General features: G+C 50.3%; 11 protein-coding genes. 5 read left to right on the top strand and 6 right to left on the bottom strand.

From position 1 onward, the window contains the following. Positions 1–114 precede the first annotated feature (114 nt). A complete protein-coding gene (locus ACYVJM_RS13365) occupies positions 115–2088 on the bottom strand; it encodes an alpha-amylase family protein (protein WP_461148745.1) in 1974 nt (657 codons plus the stop codon). Positions 2089–2295: 207 nt separating this feature from the next. Here ACYVJM_RS13365 and ACYVJM_RS13360 point away from each other — a divergent pair, with 207 nt between their 5' ends. Together ACYVJM_RS13360 and ACYVJM_RS13355 are read left to right on the top strand one after the other, a co-directional pair. Continuing rightward, entirely contained in the window at positions 2296–3513 is a 1218-nt protein-coding gene (locus tag ACYVJM_RS13360) for an ATP-binding protein (protein WP_461148744.1), read from the top strand. Beyond that, the gene (locus ACYVJM_RS13355; protein ID WP_461148743.1) at positions 3492–5708 is read left to right on the top strand and encodes a tetratricopeptide repeat protein; all 2217 of its coding nucleotides are present in this window, start codon (positions 3492–3494) and stop codon (positions 5706–5708) included. Before ACYVJM_RS13360 ends, ACYVJM_RS13355 begins: the two co-directional genes overlap by 22 nt. A 74-nt stretch (positions 5709–5782) precedes the next feature. On the opposite strand, the gene ACYVJM_RS13350 is transcribed toward ACYVJM_RS13355, so the two are convergent. Further along, positions 5783–6505, bottom strand: a complete 723-nt coding sequence (locus tag ACYVJM_RS13350) for an SDR family oxidoreductase (RefSeq protein WP_461148742.1) — start codon at positions 6503–6505, stop codon at positions 5783–5785. A 116-nt stretch (positions 6506–6621) separates the two neighbouring features. Here ACYVJM_RS13350 and ACYVJM_RS13345 point away from each other — a divergent pair, with 116 nt between their 5' ends. The 3 genes from ACYVJM_RS13345 to ACYVJM_RS13335 all read left to right on the top strand — a co-directional run bounded on the left by ACYVJM_RS13345 (position 6622) and on the right by ACYVJM_RS13335 (position 10630). After that, a complete protein-coding gene (locus ACYVJM_RS13345) occupies positions 6622–7554 on the top strand; it encodes a tryptophan 2,3-dioxygenase family protein (RefSeq protein ID WP_461148741.1) in 933 nt (310 codons plus the stop codon). A gap of 147 nt (positions 7555–7701) precedes the next feature. After that, on the top strand, positions 7702–8070 hold the full coding sequence (locus ACYVJM_RS13340) for a hypothetical protein (RefSeq protein WP_461148740.1): 369 nt from the start codon (positions 7702–7704) through the stop codon (positions 8068–8070). Between the two features lie 85 nt (positions 8071–8155). Beyond that, complete coding sequence (locus ACYVJM_RS13335; protein WP_461148739.1) at positions 8156–10630, top strand: TonB-dependent receptor; 2475 nt, start codon at positions 8156–8158, stop codon at positions 10628–10630. Positions 10631–10729: 99 nt separating this feature from the next. Here ACYVJM_RS13335 and ACYVJM_RS13330 read toward each other — a convergent pair whose 3' ends face one another. From ACYVJM_RS13330 to ACYVJM_RS13315, 4 genes are all read right to left on the bottom strand, one after another. Next, on the bottom strand, positions 10730–12379 hold the full coding sequence (locus tag ACYVJM_RS13330) for a fibronectin type III domain-containing protein (protein ID WP_461148738.1): 1650 nt from the start codon (positions 12377–12379) through the stop codon (positions 10730–10732). A 35-nt stretch (positions 12380–12414) separates the two neighbouring features. After that, a complete protein-coding gene (locus ACYVJM_RS13325; protein WP_461148737.1) occupies positions 12415–13116 on the bottom strand; it encodes a hypothetical protein in 702 nt (233 codons plus the stop codon). Between the two features lie 355 nt (positions 13117–13471). Then, positions 13472–13987: a DUF1905 domain-containing protein gene (locus tag ACYVJM_RS13320; protein ID WP_461148736.1), complete on the bottom strand. Its 516-nt coding sequence runs from the start codon at positions 13985–13987 to the stop codon at positions 13472–13474. Between the two features lie 98 nt (positions 13988–14085). Next, positions 14086–15171: a helix-turn-helix transcriptional regulator gene (locus ACYVJM_RS13315; protein ID WP_461148735.1), complete on the bottom strand. Its 1086-nt coding sequence runs from the start codon at positions 15169–15171 to the stop codon at positions 14086–14088. Between the last annotated feature and the right edge of the window lie 24 nt (positions 15172–15195).

Here is a 15195-nt window from a genome sequence, read left to right as displayed (position 1 = left end):
TATGTAGTCAGTATTCACTGACGCAAGCGAACCGGAACGCCGGACCGGCTGGCCCAATAAAAAGGCACGCCGGGGCAGCCCGTGCGGTAAATACTCTCGCCAGCAACATTAACCTCACTCCACTACCAAAACCGAATGCAACGCCAGCTCTGGTACGGTCAGGGTGGCAACGCCTTTGTCATAGCGAACAGGCAGCACTCTGTTTTCGGGTTGCTGAACGATACGCCGGGGTTTCTTGTCCAGGCGAAGCCGAACGGTGAGGTTGGTTAGGGGCGGCACTTCATCGTAGGTAAATACCTGCGGGTTGGCGTGATGCCCCCCCGTGTTGATCAGGTTCAGGGCGAGCCGGTCGCGTTGCCGGTTCAGGACAACGTGTACCAGATGCGAACCACTTACGTCAGCCACCGGACTGGTTAGTAATGGGCGAGTGAGTGATGCAATAAAATCACGCAGTCGGCTGGATTGGTGTTTCTCATAATCCCGGCTTAAGTCAGCATATACAGCCATTAATTTCCCCCGGCCAAACTGCGTTTCTGTAGCGATTACTCCCGGCACCGGGCCACCCGCTTCCGATTGTAGAAACGTACCGATGGGTTTTGTCTCTTTACCCGTTATGCGCACGGGCTGAAACGGGCCGGTCAGCACAATGGACGCGCCGTTATGCTGAACCCATTTCGGACTACCTGAATTTTCCTGCATTGGCACAACGCCCAGTTCATCGGCAAATGACCGGGTTGTTTTGGCACCAATCAGCAACAGATGACCACCCTGGCGGGTGTAGTCGAGCAATTCACGCCGGAAGGCCGGGTCGAGCGAATCCTGCTGCGACACCACAATGACGGGATATTGATTCAGGCGCCCCCGCAGGTGATGCTCCGACAGCACTTCGACCGGCAGTTGTGCATCCAGAAGCGCGGTCAGCACGCCGTTGATCCGCTGCGTTTGCCCATTCCCGAACAACGACTGATTGAACGCCCGAACAGTCGTGTTGGCATACAAAACGGCAATCTGCGGTATGGGCGTACTACCCTCGCAGTAGAGTTGCCTTGCCCGGACAAATCGACTTAACGCAGTCATAGCAGGCAGTTCGCGTCGGGGCAGAGCGGCATCCCGACTTTGCTGGTAATAAGCCTGAAAACCACCGCCGAGGGCAATGATTTCGGCGGCTTCCTGCATCAGATGCACCGCCGACTTCTGATCGCCCTGGCGTTGGACGGGATTAAACTCGTACCAGAAACTCCACGACATCAAATCCCAGGGTTTTCGATAAAGCTGACCCTGTGCGGCCATGACCCGTCCTTCCAGCGCGGCCGAATTTACGCTGTTACTCGGCGTTAGATCGCCCGACAGAAAATCAACGTTTGTTGTGATGGGTTCCGGCATCATGGACGAATAGGCCCAGTTCGACGCTATCCGAAATGTGGGTTGGTGGCGATGAACTGCATCGACATAATGCCCGATGTACTGAACAAACGACCGCCGGGCAAACTCGTTGAAAGCTCCATAGTTCGCGTCTTTAGCCGACCGGGGCACCGTTTGGCTACCCGTTTCAGCCCGGAACTTCGCCAGAGCCGATGGCGAGTAGTCGAGCACCGTTGCCCAGCACTCCCCATCGACCCACACGCCATCGGCACCATAGTCGGCCAGTTCATTAAGTTGCGGAATTAACAGTGAATCGGCGTAGGGACCGTGGACAGATGTTTTCGAGGTGTTACGAGTGCCGTCGTCTTTTACGGCTGCCCAGCTGGGGTGTTTAGCCAGTGCAGCATCGTCGTACACACCCGAATAATGCAGGTATAACCCAATGCCATGCTTTCGGGTAACGGCCCGATAGAAGGCCAGGGGGTCCTTAACAATATGCGGGGCCACGGTCGCATTGGCCACCTTTGAGGGATAACTCGACACGCCTGGATGCCCTTTGCAGTCGATCTGGATGAAATCGGGCTTGACGGCCGCCAGCAACGAATCAAGGCCTTTTGCCGACAGATTTCGACCAATCAACGAGTCATTCTGGCCAGCATGAAAATCGAAGTGAAGCCCAAAATACCGCTTGGTAGCCAGGTTGGGTTTACCCGATTGAGCAAACATGTGACTACTAACAAGCGCAAAAAATAATACGGTTATGGCAACCTTCATTTTCTATTGATCTTTTTTCTTACAGTGAAGAAGGCAGGCGGAGAAGATTACTCTTTCTCCTATTTAAAAAGAAGAATTATTATAAGATGAAATTATCTCAAGATAAAACTATCTTACGATACATTTGTCTTACATTTGAACAGCAATAGATAAAGCTTTATGAACCCATATTTACTTTCCCCTACCGTTGGCACAATTCCACCTGACAAAATAGTTGGGCGTGATAGAGAACTAAAACAACTAGGCACACTACTTATAGCCCAAAGCGTAACCATAGAAGAGTTTCGGCGTATGGGCAAAACGTTGCTGGTTCAGAAATTGGAATACCTCAGTGTAGCAAATGATGATCCTAACAAGGTGATTTATTTTATGCTTCAAGGGGTGAAAGACGTTACTGAACTAACGGATGTTTTACTGGATACACTACGCAAAAAAGAAAGATTAGGCATACTTAAGGTTGGATGGCATGGTATAAAAAATCTGTACAATACGTTTAAGCCCACGGAGGTAAAAATTCAGGAAGTCACGTTTAAGCTTCCTGAATTTAAAACCAAATGGAAGGATGCATTAACTGCTTGTATCAAAGATTTAGCAGCTCGTACCCGAAAAGATGGTGAAATGCTGACATTAGTACTTGATGAGTTTCCCGTAATGCTCTGGGATTGGCTGGAAAATGGCAAATCACAGGATGCCATCGAACTCCTGGACTTATTCCGGAATTTGCGCATTGATTTGAAAGAGCAAGGACACATCCGATTTGTGGTTTGTGGCTCAGTTGGTATGCAAGTTGTCTTGGATCGGCTACGTCGGAAGCATAACTACACGGGCGAGCCTTTTAACGATACAAAATCGTTTCGGTTAGACCCCATGAATGACGCAGACGCGTTATTTTTATGTCAATGTCTGGCCCTATCTGGTTTTACATATCCAAGTGATGCTACTGAACTCTATCAGCGCATTCACCGATTCGCCGAAAACTTACCCTTTTATATCAACACAATTTTCCAGCTTATTCAGTCGCACCATAACGGTGAGATAAGCGACAGTACGATTAGTAAATCTCAGGAGAGCCTACTGAACGACCCGGATGAAGCAAAGGTGTTTAACCAATTATACCAGCAAATTGGCATTTATTACGAGTCTCAAAAAGCTGAACGGATGATTGCGATATTAAACCAGTTAGCGAATCAGGCTGACTTTACATCCGAAAACGACCTGCAAAAGCATATAGTAACAGACAATAAAGCACAGCTCCTGGATGCTTTGGAAACATTATGGAAAGAACAATATCTGATTCGAAAAATTGAGAACGGGGCAAGACACTACCAATTCAAATATAACCTCATTAAACAGTGGTGGAAACTCAACAAAGCATAGGAAACAAAGGCATCAGTACATTTCTGAGTTTCGGCGCTAAAAACGTTAAGCCCGACATTCTGGAAAAAATGCTGATAGGCCGCCAGAAGACGGTAAGTTTACTGGAGCAGTATGTGCGGGAAATTGCACAAAACGGCGTAAACCATCAGGTGTTCATCGTAGGACCTCGCGGTGCAGGCAAAACGCACATGCTTCGGGTGCTTTATTACCGGGTAAACGAGCTGGTGCAATCACGGGCCATTGTTGTCTCTTACTTTGCCGAGGAAGAGTATGGTATTTCCGGCTATCTCGACTTCCTGATTCGCGTCATTAACGCGTTTATGCGCTGGTACGATGCCGACCGGGCAACCTTGGAAACCCAACTGAACATCCTGCGCGAGACCCCCGAAAGCCGCCAGGAGTATGTAGCCGAAACTATTATCAGCGACTATGTTGGCGACAAGCCTCTACTAATTTTAAGCGAAAATTTTGATTCTATTCTGGAGGCCTTAAATAAGGATGGCCAGTCGAAACTTCGGGCCTGGCTTTACAGGCATAACCGAATCAGCATTATTGCGACTTCTCAAGCTACCAGCCCTGACCTAGGCCGGGAAGACCGCCCATTTTACGGTTTCTTCTCCACAATCACGCTTAAAAAACTTACCTATGAGGAGTCGCTGGAGTTATTAAGAAGCCTTGCTCAGATTGAGAATAATCCGACCATGATCGAGCATTTGGCCGGAAAAGGGCAGGCGCAAGTGCGGGCTATCCATGAGTTGGTGAAAGGAAACCACCGGCTTTTAGTCACGTTTTATGAATTTTTGAAAGCCGACAGCTTAGCCGACCTCTCCGTGATTTTCATGAAAACCATGAACGACCTTAAGCCTTATTACGAGACGTTCATTCGGTTTTTGCCCGCCCAACAGCAGAAGATTTTATACTATCTGGCACTCGCAAAAATCCCGCAAAAAGGCACCGACATTGGTAAGAACTGCTTCATCGCCACCACATCGCTCACCAAACAACTCAGTGAACTCCAACGCCAACACCTGATTGACGCCCTCCCCGATCCGACGGACAAGCGTAACAAACTCTACGACGTATCGGAACCACTCTTACGCATTGCCATCGAAATTGGCGAACAGCGCGAAGGTGTTACAGCTTTGTTTATTGATTTTTTGGCACTGTATTATTCTTATGATGAGATTAAGACTCAAAAAGAACGCTTTGAAGGTATGTATCAAAGCGAAATAGAACCACTGAAAAAGCAGAAACTATATTATGAGATAGAGGCTCGTGATCGGGCCTTGAAGGTGCAGGAGGAGTTGGGAATTGTTCATAAGGATATAGAAATAGAAGCTCAGGAATTAATAGAAACAGGTGATTCTTATATAGAGCAGGGTAATTATGAAAAAGCTATTATCACTTATGAACAAGCAATTGAAGTAAAACCTGACTCTGAATGGGCTTGGTATGGTTTAGGTGTCAGTTTCTACAGAACAAGTGATTATGAACGAGCTATTAATGCTTGGCAAAAAACCGTCGATGTAAAACCCAATTTTGATTGGGCTTGGTATCACCTAGGAATTGCTTACGCTCAAAAAGGCGATTTCATCAAATCCATTACTGCTCATCAAAAAGCTGTGCAACTTACACCTAGCTCCGAGATGGCTTGGCATTTTTTAGGTAACGCTTATGCACAACAACATGATCCTATTCGAGCAATCAATGCCTACCAACGAGCGATTGAACTAAAACCAGATTATGAAATGGCATGGAGTAGTCTGGGCATTGCTTACGCCGATCAAGACGATCATTTTAAAGCCATTAAGGCACTACAAGAAGCTATTCGCTTAAAACCCGATTTTGATTGGGCTTGGTATTTTTTAGGTACATCCTATGCTCAACAAAGAGAATATATTCAAGCGATTAAATCCCTACTAAGAGCTGTTGAACTAGATTTAGTCAACGACTTTGTACTCATCCGTCTATCAGACACGATCACAAAATACCTACAAACCCAAACCGCTACCGAACCCGAACTCATCGAGTTAGAGAGCTGTCTACAAGGACGCGCTGGATTTGAGATTATTTCGACCTACGTCACTACGTATCGGCGGGTAGTATTTGGTAAGGAGAACAAAGCCCTTTATGAATTACCAAAAGAGCAGCGCGAATTTTTTGAGCGGGAAATTCTGAAAAGGCAAGCCCAATAATGCAAAAAAGGGAGGAGTGCGATGAAGTTCCCCTTCGTCCCACTTCTCCACCTTTTCCCTTTTCTCCCAAAAAACTAATACTCCTGCACCAGCGGGTGCACCATGAACTCGTCGATGACCACGTGGGCGGGGCGGCTCACAATGAACAGCATCGACTCGGCCATGTCCTCGCTTTGCAGCCAGCCTTTCGATGTTTCGTGGCCGTGGCCTTTTTCGTGGAAATGCGAGTCGACAAGGCCCGAGTACACGCCCGTTACTTTAATTCCGAATGACCGAACTTCTTTACGAAGTGCGCCCATAAAGGCTTCCTGTGCGTACTTACTGGCGGTGTACAGCGAGCCACCGGCAAAGGTGCGCTTGGCCACGTCCGAAGCGACGACGATAATATGACCCGCCCCCTGCGCTTTCAGTGTGGGCAGAGCCGCTTTGGTTAATACAAATGTACCTTTCACGTTGGTGGCCATCAGCGCATCCCACTCCTCAACGGTGATTTCATCGACGTTTTTGAAAACGCCGTAACCCGCGTTGTTGATCACGACATCGATACGGCCGAACTGATCCAGCGCGGTTTGTACCACAGCCGCCATGTCGGATTCGCTGGCTACGTCACCGGCAACGGCAACAATTTTACCCCGGACATGGCCCTCGGTGGCGTCGGTTTCGAGTTGCTTCAGATCATCGGCACTGCGAGCGGTAACCACCACATTAGCACCATGTTGAGCCAGCAGCAAGGCCGTTGCCCGACCAATACCGCGCGACGCCCCCGAAATAATAATGGTTTTGCTTTCTATAGTCATCGTAATTCTGTTGAGCCATTTTGGCGAATCTCTGCAAAGGTCGCAAAGGTTGGTACAAAGTTCGCAAAGAAGTTTTCCGGATACGACATTTACGCTCAATTCCAGACAACACCTTCATGCACGAATCACTCACCGACAAGCTCAACCAACTGGAGCAGAAATTTGCCGCCATGGGGCAGGATATGACGTCTTACCTCGAAGGCTTACTCCAGGCCGACTACCTCACCTATTGGGATTACATTCACCTCGAAACCCTGCTGTCTCTCCAAAACCCGAAAACGGCCTATCCCGATGAGCTGATCTTCGTGACCTACCACCAGATTACGGAACTGTACTTTAAACTGATCCTGCACGAAATCGACCAGATTTCCCAGGCAGACCCGTTGACTGCCGCGTTTTTTCTGGCTCGTATGCAGCGTATCAACCGGTATTTTACCTTGCTGGAAGAGTCGTTCAGCGTGATGATCCTGGGTATGGAACGTGAGCAGTTTCTTAAATTCCGGATGGCACTGCTGCCGTCGAGTGGCTTCCAGTCGGTGCAGTTCCGGCAAATTGAAATCGTATCGACCGATTTTCGAAACCTACTCACGGGCGTCCCTCAGGAACCGGCCTATATCTCCGATCTATACGAATTTATCTACTGGAAACGGGGTGCTACCGAACTCGCCACGCAAAAGAAGACACTCACGCTTCGCCAGTTCGATCAGCACTACCGGACGCAGCTTGTCCGATTAGCCGAAGCGTACGAGTTCAAAAACCTGTATCAGCGCTACCTGTTCCTGGCCGGTGCAGGCGAAAGCACCGATGAACTGGCAGCGGCCTTACGCGAGTACGACTGGCGGGTCAACGTTCGCTGGAAGCTGGCACATTTACGGTCGGCGGTGCAGTATCTGCACAAGGAGCCGCAGGATATTCGGGCAACGGGCGGCACCAACTGGCAGTCGTATCTGCCGCCCCAGCAGCAGCAGATCATCTTTTTCCCGGACTTATGGACCGATGCCGAACGGACATCCTGGGGGCAAACGCTTTCGATACCCGGCTCAACCTAAGCAGACAACGCATTTCTTACATTTTCCCCAGCGGCCACAAACTCAATTGCCCGCTTTTTTTTAGGAAAATCTAAATCCAGATGAGACTGTTGCATGTATATTTGATCGAAAGTTTGACACCCCAATTAACACCTCATCAGCGCAGCGATGATTGAGTGGCTCCATTCGTATCGGTTTCGCGTAGCCCGTTTGCTATTTGGTCTGTTTCTGACCATGTGGCTCAACGGCGTGGTGTTTCGCCATGCGCACCGGTTGTCTGATGGTCGGCTGATTGTCCACGCTCACCCCTACTGGCCGTTTGGCAAAGGGCCGATTCTGCCGAATACGCACACGGCCCAGGAGATTTTACTGCTCGATCTGGCGGCCAGCCTTCCCGTTGTTGTCAGTGCATTATTTGCGTTTCTGTTTCTACTGCGTAGTCAGCAGCAGTCTGTTTTCTGGACCCGCTTCCGGACGTTTTTCGCCAGCCATTCTTTCTTCTGTTTCTCCCGTCGGGGCCCTCCCGTCGTTTGGTAATTTTCTGATTTTCAGACATCACCTTTTCTATTGGTGACTGCTGTTGTATTCCTGTGGAGTACTCAACCAAACGATAACACCCTGAATGAAATCATTTTTATTACTGATTAGCCTGACGCTAACCGGCGAATTGGCCTATACACAACCTGCGCCCAGCCGAGTTATTCGTGGTTCGGTAACCGATGCCGACAGCCGCAAACCCATTCCCTTCGGCACCGTCAACCTCGTCGGTCAGAATAAAGGGGCGATTACCGACGCTCGTGGGCAATATTCGCTGTCGATCAAAGCCGATTCGGTGCTGCGCGACCTGATTGTTTCCTGCGTTGGCTTCAAATCCGATACAGTGCAGATCAGCCCCGGCACTAACGTATATGACGTAACGCTACTGCCCATCGTCAACGCCTTAAACGAGGTGGTGGTAACGGGCGTAACGCGGGGAACGCTTATGAAACAGAACCCGGTCGCTATTCTGGCCATCTCCCGCCGGGCTATTGAAAGCACTACCAGCAGCAACATCATCGACGTGCTGGTGAAAAACGCACCGGGGCTAACAGCCGTAAAAACCGGCCCCAATATCTCCAAACCGTTTATCCGGGGACTGGGCTATAACCGGGTGTTAACGCTTTACGACGGCGTTCGGCAGGAAGGCCAGCAGTGGGGCGATGAGCACGGCGTTGAAGTCGATAATTATAACATCGACCGGGCCGAAGTGATCAAAGGCCCCGCCAGTCTGATGTATGGTTCTGATGCCCTGGCGGGTGTTGTGAGCATGATGCCAATTTATCCAAAAGATACCGAAGGCAAGCTGAAAGTAGGTTTAGTGACCGAGTACCAGTCGAACAACCGGCTCCTGGGCGAATCGATCAGTCTGGCCTCCGGCGGGTCGCGCTGGGCGTGGAATATGCGCGGGTCCATCCGGGCGGCAACCAACTACCAGAATAAAGTGGACGGGCGGGTGTACAACACCGGCTTTTCGGAGCGTACGCTTACTACCATGCTGGGCTATTCGGGCCACCGGGGCTACTCGCGTTTCGGGGCATCGCTCTACGACAATTTGCAGGGTATTCCCGATGGAAGCCGCGACTCACTGACCCGTCAGTTTACCCGTCAGGTGTTCGAATCGAACCTGGACGACATCAAGAACCGCCCCATCGTACCCGCCGGCGAGTTGTCGTCCTATCGACTTAGCCCGTTAATTCAGCACATTCAGCATTACCGGCTGCACACCAACAATCATTACCAGATCGGCAATGGCGAGATCGATATGTTACTGGCTTTCCAGCAGAATGTTCGGCGGGAGTTCAATCACCCTACCCAACCCGACCAGCCGGGTCTGTACGTCCGCCTAAACACCCTGAATTATGGCGTACGGTATAATTTACCGAACATGGGGCGGCTGGCCACAACCGTGGGTGTAAACGGCATGGCGCAATCCAACAAAAACAAAAACGGGACAGCTTTTCCTATCCCCGATTATAAACTCTTCGATGTGGGCACGTTCGTTTTCCTGAAATACCAGGCCGACAAACTCACCCTGAGCGGTGGTCTTCGTTACGACAACCGACACCTCACCGGCGATGATTTCTACGTACGTACCGATCCGAAGACCGGCTTCGATGAACGCGCTTTTTTGCCGGATACCACCAGAGCTACGCTCCAGTTCCCGAAGCTCAAACAAACCTTTACGGGTATTTCGATGAGTCTGGGCGTCACCTATGAGTTCTCGGACAGACTGGCCCTGAAGGCAAACATTGCCCGTGGCTACCGCGCGCCGAGCATTACGGAAATTGCCTCCAACGGCCTCGACCCCGGTGCGCGTATCGTGTACATCGGTAACCGTGATTTCAAATCGGAATTCAGCCTGCAACAGGACATTGGCCTCACCGCCACCTTCCCCAACATTAATTTCGGCGTCAGCGTATTTAACAACTTCATCCAGAATTACATCTCCCTGACGCAGTTGGTCGATGCCAATGGCGAGCCGGTGGTAATCGTTCCGGGCAATAAAACCTACCAGTATCAGCAGGCCTCGGCTCAGTTGTATGGACTGGAAACGCAGCTCAGTTTGCACCCCACCACCTGGCGGGGTTTCAGTTTCGACAACAGTCTGGCGTTGGTGTACGGCTACAACCGGGGCAGCCGCTTTACGGACGCGGGCATCAATGGCGAGTACCTGCCGTTTATCCCGCCCCTGCGCGTGACCACCGGCATCAGTCAAACGCTCCCCCTGAAACGAACCTGGTTATCAGACCTTACCCTGAAAGCCGACATAGAACACAACGCCCGACAGGATCGCTTTCTGGGCCTGAACGACACGGAAACAGCCACGGCAGGCTTTACCCTCGTCAACGCCGGTGCTGATGCCCAGGTACATGTTGGCAGGGACAAGCCCGCGTTGCATGTCATATTCCAGGTCAATAACCTATTCGATGTGGCCTACCAGTCGAACCTCAGCCGGTTGAAGTATTTCGAGTATTTCACCCAATCGCCTAACGGGTATCTGGGCATGTACGGCATGGGCCGTAATGTTTGTCTAAAGCTGGTAGTGCCGTTCAATTAGAACGCTTTCAGGTATGTAAACATACCGGCACAAAAAAACTCAACTTCCCGCCCGTTAAGGTAGTAAGTTGAGTTTTTTTGTGCTTTCCGGGTGGGTTAGTTACTGATTACAGACACTAACGTTATCCTTCAAAACGTACGTCAGGGTTCGGTCAGAATCGGCGGGTCCGGAGTTAAAGTTTTCGGAGAAAGCCCCTTCATAGTAAACGCTTGCCGTATAATTCGTATTGGGTTTCAGACCTGTCAGCGTTCCTTTGCCATCGACAAACGTTACCCCTGCCTTAACGGACGAACTGCTCCCGGCTTCCTGATAGTACACGGTTGTGGTTGGATAAACTTCAATATTTTTCCCATTTTCGCAAACGGCCCTTACCGTAAAGTGGGCGTTGATTTTGTTGTTGGGCGGTGTAATCGTAATCGTGCCGGCTGCACTGGCTCCTCCGCTACAGGCATTCGTAAACTTTCCTGAACGACCAATTACATCACCACTCAGCGGGTCCAGAATAGCCACCTCATAGCGCTGACTATTATCGAGTACCAACGTAAACTGATCGCCCGACAGAGCGCCTGTCCGCTCGAGAACAAGTGCCTGGTCCTGATTGTCGCCATTGTAGCCAATCAATTCCGCTACGTACGAATAATTGACCGGCAGATTAGCAATCTTAAACGCCGGGCTGCAGGCATCGGCAGGTCGTTCAGTTGTCAGGGCATAGCTGGATAAATGCGTGATGGGCACATCGGAAACCAGCGAGCTTCCTTGCTGACGCACATTTACATTGCGCTCGTACGTCCAGTCGCCTGTATTCTCGTTATAACTGTACACTTCCAGTTTATCACCGATTTTTAGCGTCTGTCTGGTTTGCGGGTTATAAACACCCGAAGGCACTCCCATCTGCACAAGTACGGGCTGACTAAAGGTCGATACGATCTGTCCACTGCTATTCCTGATCTCGATCGACACGAAGCTCACCGGAGCAAAACGACCGGTAACATTATTGGCTCCCTGGGCATTTTTAACGACGCGTGCCGACAACCCGCCCGGAAAGGTTTGCAAAGCATCCTGACTTTGCCCGGAATAGGCCACTACGGAAGCCGTAACATTCCCTTTTACGGGCTGGCCTTTATCATCTTTCATCACCGTGTTTGCCGACAGCGAGACACTTATGGGTAGGGACGATGCTGTTGCAGTTGCCGGCACAGTAACCTCAATAACCTTGCTGGCCGTTAAAGCTCCTGATGTCGAAGCAGTGGCGGTGGCAGCCTGAGCAGCTACGCCCGCTGGCGTTGCATCGAGCTTCACCAAGCGAATGGTGAACGGATTGTTCAATGATTTAGTGAGTGTCAGGTTGGTACTGGAGGCTACATAGCCATCGGCGGCAACAACCACCCGTAGTTCAGCCGGAACGGACACAGTCGGCTCTGTTCCTTTCAAGCCAATAAACAGATCCCCTTTCGGAGCTGTATAAGTGGTCTGCGCTTTACCGGCGAAGGTGATCGTACGGCTGGCATCTTTACCCAGAATAGACACTTTAATCGGAATTTGCAGCGGCTCGTTTGTTTTGGCATCCAGCACTAACCCCTGCACCTGCGTTTTGGCAGGCTGGTAGTTCAGTTTATAGACAACCCCATCCAACGGCTTGACATTGGCGATATCCTTTATGGCCTGGCAGCCCATAACCATACCCAGAACGGCCACAAGCAGTAAACTCCTGGAGAAAGGAAGTACAGACTGATGCATAACTTTTTTCATGGTATTCTTTTGACGACTGGTGATGTAAAATGTGTTTACAGCTTATAGGAAAGGCCCAGATTCACAACAGGGTAGTATTTGAGCGGCTCAAGATTTTTTTGAATCACCGCTCCCTGGTCGGACGAGGGTTCGAGCATACCGGTTGTTCTGAACGTTACCAGGGGCGATTGCTGATAAAAGAACCCGATATCGACCATAAATTTCAGTCGTTTGCGTGTGTAGGGATTGCCAAAACCCAAGCCAACATAAGGGGCCACCTTATTGAAATCTGCTTTGCCATCCAGCGTGCCAACCTCATCGATCGTGAAGACGGTATCGTTGAACTTTACGTCTTTCGTTGGTTTTCCGAAAAAAGTGACTGTATTAATGTTGTAATAGGCCCCGCCTGTTAGCCGGAACCCCGACCGTTTAAAGGGATACAGATCAACCATCAAATCGGCATTCTTCAACTTAACCGTATAGTCGAAACCAATTTGTATGTCGTCCGTGTCTTTCCCGCTTTTCAACGTACCATCGTAATTGAACAGATTTGCCCCGACCCGCACGGCAACTGATCGATTAATCGAATAACCTACAGCAACCCCTCCTCCCGTAGACCCTGCCGAGAGCATCAACGCAAAACCAGGTTTATAAAGTGGTAAAGGGCGAGTTGCCCGAGCAGCGCCTGCGGGGGTATCGTTCTGGGCTGTGGCAACAAGGGGTAATGCCAGTATTAACAGGTACAAGAGGTGTTTCATAGAAAAATTTAGATGGATTGGCTAAGCATTTGGTTATAAAGTGCCCTATAGTCGAGTACATAGCTGCCAGCCAACTTATTCGGTCAATTGCACCGACATGGGTTACCAGCCCTCCAGCTACTGGAAGTGAGAATGAGTTAGGTATAAATTAATTCGGGATTCAGTAGGTCTCTCGTGGTTGGCTATTGGCTATTGTATAATCAAATACATGTAAATATACTAGATTTTATAAACTACAAGTTATATTTATTTAAATTTTGTTAATAAAACAGATAAGATTCTGCTTTCAGCAGAAAAGTATATATAGATTAAATGAAATGTCTAAAGAGCTTTTAAGGCAGTTCCCTTCCGAACTTCACTTCTTAAAATACCGGATCATTTCTCCGAAGCCCAGGCCCATGCTTAGCCCCATGACGGCCTGGATTAGCCGTTTGGTTTTGGTGTTTACTGTTTTCGCGTCTTCGATCCAGTTACTAAAATACACCTGATGGCCTCTGGCTAATGTCTGGAAGAAAGCCTTTGCGGTCGGATCGTCGTCCAGGCAGGCCAGCAGATCGGCGGAGAGGGGCATGGGCGAATCGTCGACGGCCAGCGTTACCCGAACCATTGCACCCGCTTCTTTGCGAATACCCCGGCGCATGGTGGCGTTGACGGGCATAATGAAGCCACCCTCGCGGTCGCCGGATTTCCCCATGGGCAGCAGAGCAACCAGCGCAATGGCGTACTCGTCCAGGCTACCCTTCACGCGGAAGGACGTTTTCTGTCCGGGCTTGAGTGATTCCGTTACATCGAGCGGAATATCGATGTAGGTCCAGCCGGTTTTCTCGCCTTTCTCGTCAAACTTTTGAAGGATGGTGGTGAATGTGTGCATGGGTAAATATAGCACGCCGATTGTACGGATTAAACGGACTTCATCGATCTAAATCCTCAGTAATCCCCTTAATCTGTATGATCCGCGTGCCATTTATTTTATAAAGAATAGCGAGCCAGCGTTGCCTCCAGCGATGCCTTTATTTCCTGCACCAGACTAGCGGGTTCCAGCACCGTTAAATGTTCGCCATAACTGCGCAGGTGCATGAGCAGATCACGGTTGGGAGCCAGACGAAGGCGCACGACACACTCGGTTTCGGTATCGCTCAGGACTTCCTGCGTCTGGTGAATGGGCTTGGCTTTCACGTATTGGCCAAACAAGGGGGAAAACGAAAGCACAATGTTCTCGACCGGCCCGTGGCTGTCGGTGATGCCGTAGATGTGTTCGAAGAGGTCGCTCACGTTAGCCAGAATAGCTGGGGGTACATCGCAGGGATCGTCCAGGAGTTCGAGTTCGCTCATGCGGTCGAGGGCAAAGGTCTTCTCGCCACCACTTACGGCATCGTAGCCAATCACATACCAACTGTCGGCCACTTCGCGCAACAGGATTGGGTGAAGGATACGCAGTTTGGGGCGTTCGGCCGGAATGACCGATGCGCTGGGGGCTTTGCCTCTACGGGGTGTTTTTTTATTCGTGGCCTGCACCACATCCTCGTATTTGAGATACCGGAATGCCACCTGTCGGCTCTGGTTCACGGCCCGAATCAGGATCGGCACAAACTGACGATTACCGCCCAGAATCTTCTCTTCGACATACACAATCCGGCGCGATGCCGCCGGGCCACCCCGGTCGTCGCTTCGTACCTCATGAATGATATCCAGACTCTGACGCACCTTTTGCAACGCATTGGTCAGTTCATCGGCAACGGTAGCCCCCTGCGTAGCGGCCAGCACCTCTCGGGCGTAGTCGAGTGCTTCCATGTCTTCGGGGGCCAGCATTAGGTTCAGCAATCGAAACTGCGGATTGCTGTAATAATAGCCGTTAGCCCGTTTGTCATATTCGATGGGCGCGTCGTGGTCTTCGCGCATCCGCTGAATGTCTTTTTCGAGCGACGAAATGGACCGGATGCCGCACTTATCCTGGCAGACTTCAAACAGCCGTTGTTTGGAATACCGGCGGGGGTATCGGCTGATGATCTCATCAATGAGCCGGTAGCGTTGAAAAGCGGAGCGGGTTATGGGCATGTTTTTATAGGTAGCGACACAAAG

The organism is Spirosoma pulveris, assembly GCF_054781875.1.
This window is presented reverse-complemented; position numbering and strand designations above follow the sequence as displayed.

Coding starts and splice junctions, on each gene's coding strand:
- ACYVJM_RS13340 (WP_461148740.1), top strand. CDS start 7,702: ATGATTGAGTGGCTCCATTCGTATCGGTTTCGCGTAGCCCGTTTGCTA.
- ACYVJM_RS13345 (WP_461148741.1), top strand. CDS start 6,622: ATGCACGAATCACTCACCGACAAGCTCAACCAACTGGAGCAGAAATTT.
- ACYVJM_RS13365 (WP_461148745.1), bottom strand. CDS start 2,088: ATGTTTGCTCAATCGGGTAAACCCAACCTGGCTACCAAGCGGTATTTT.
- ACYVJM_RS13350 (WP_461148742.1), bottom strand. CDS start 6,505: ATGACTATAGAAAGCAAAACCATTATTATTTCGGGGGCGTCGCGCGGT.
- ACYVJM_RS13335 (WP_461148739.1), top strand. CDS start 8,156: ATGAAATCATTTTTATTACTGATTAGCCTGACGCTAACCGGCGAATTG.
- ACYVJM_RS13320 (WP_461148736.1), bottom strand. CDS start 13,987: ATGCACACATTCACCACCATCCTTCAAAAGTTTGACGAGAAAGGCGAG.
- ACYVJM_RS13360 (WP_461148744.1), top strand. CDS start 2,296: ATGAACCCATATTTACTTTCCCCTACCGTTGGCACAATTCCACCTGAC.
- ACYVJM_RS13330 (WP_461148738.1), bottom strand. CDS start 12,379: ATGAAAAAAGTTATGCATCAGTCTGTACTTCCTTTCTCCAGGAGTTTA.
- ACYVJM_RS13315 (WP_461148735.1), bottom strand. CDS start 15,171: ATGCCCATAACCCGCTCCGCTTTTCAACGCTACCGGCTCATTGATGAG.
- ACYVJM_RS13325 (WP_461148737.1), bottom strand. CDS start 13,116: ATGAAACACCTCTTGTACCTGTTAATACTGGCATTACCCCTTGTTGCC.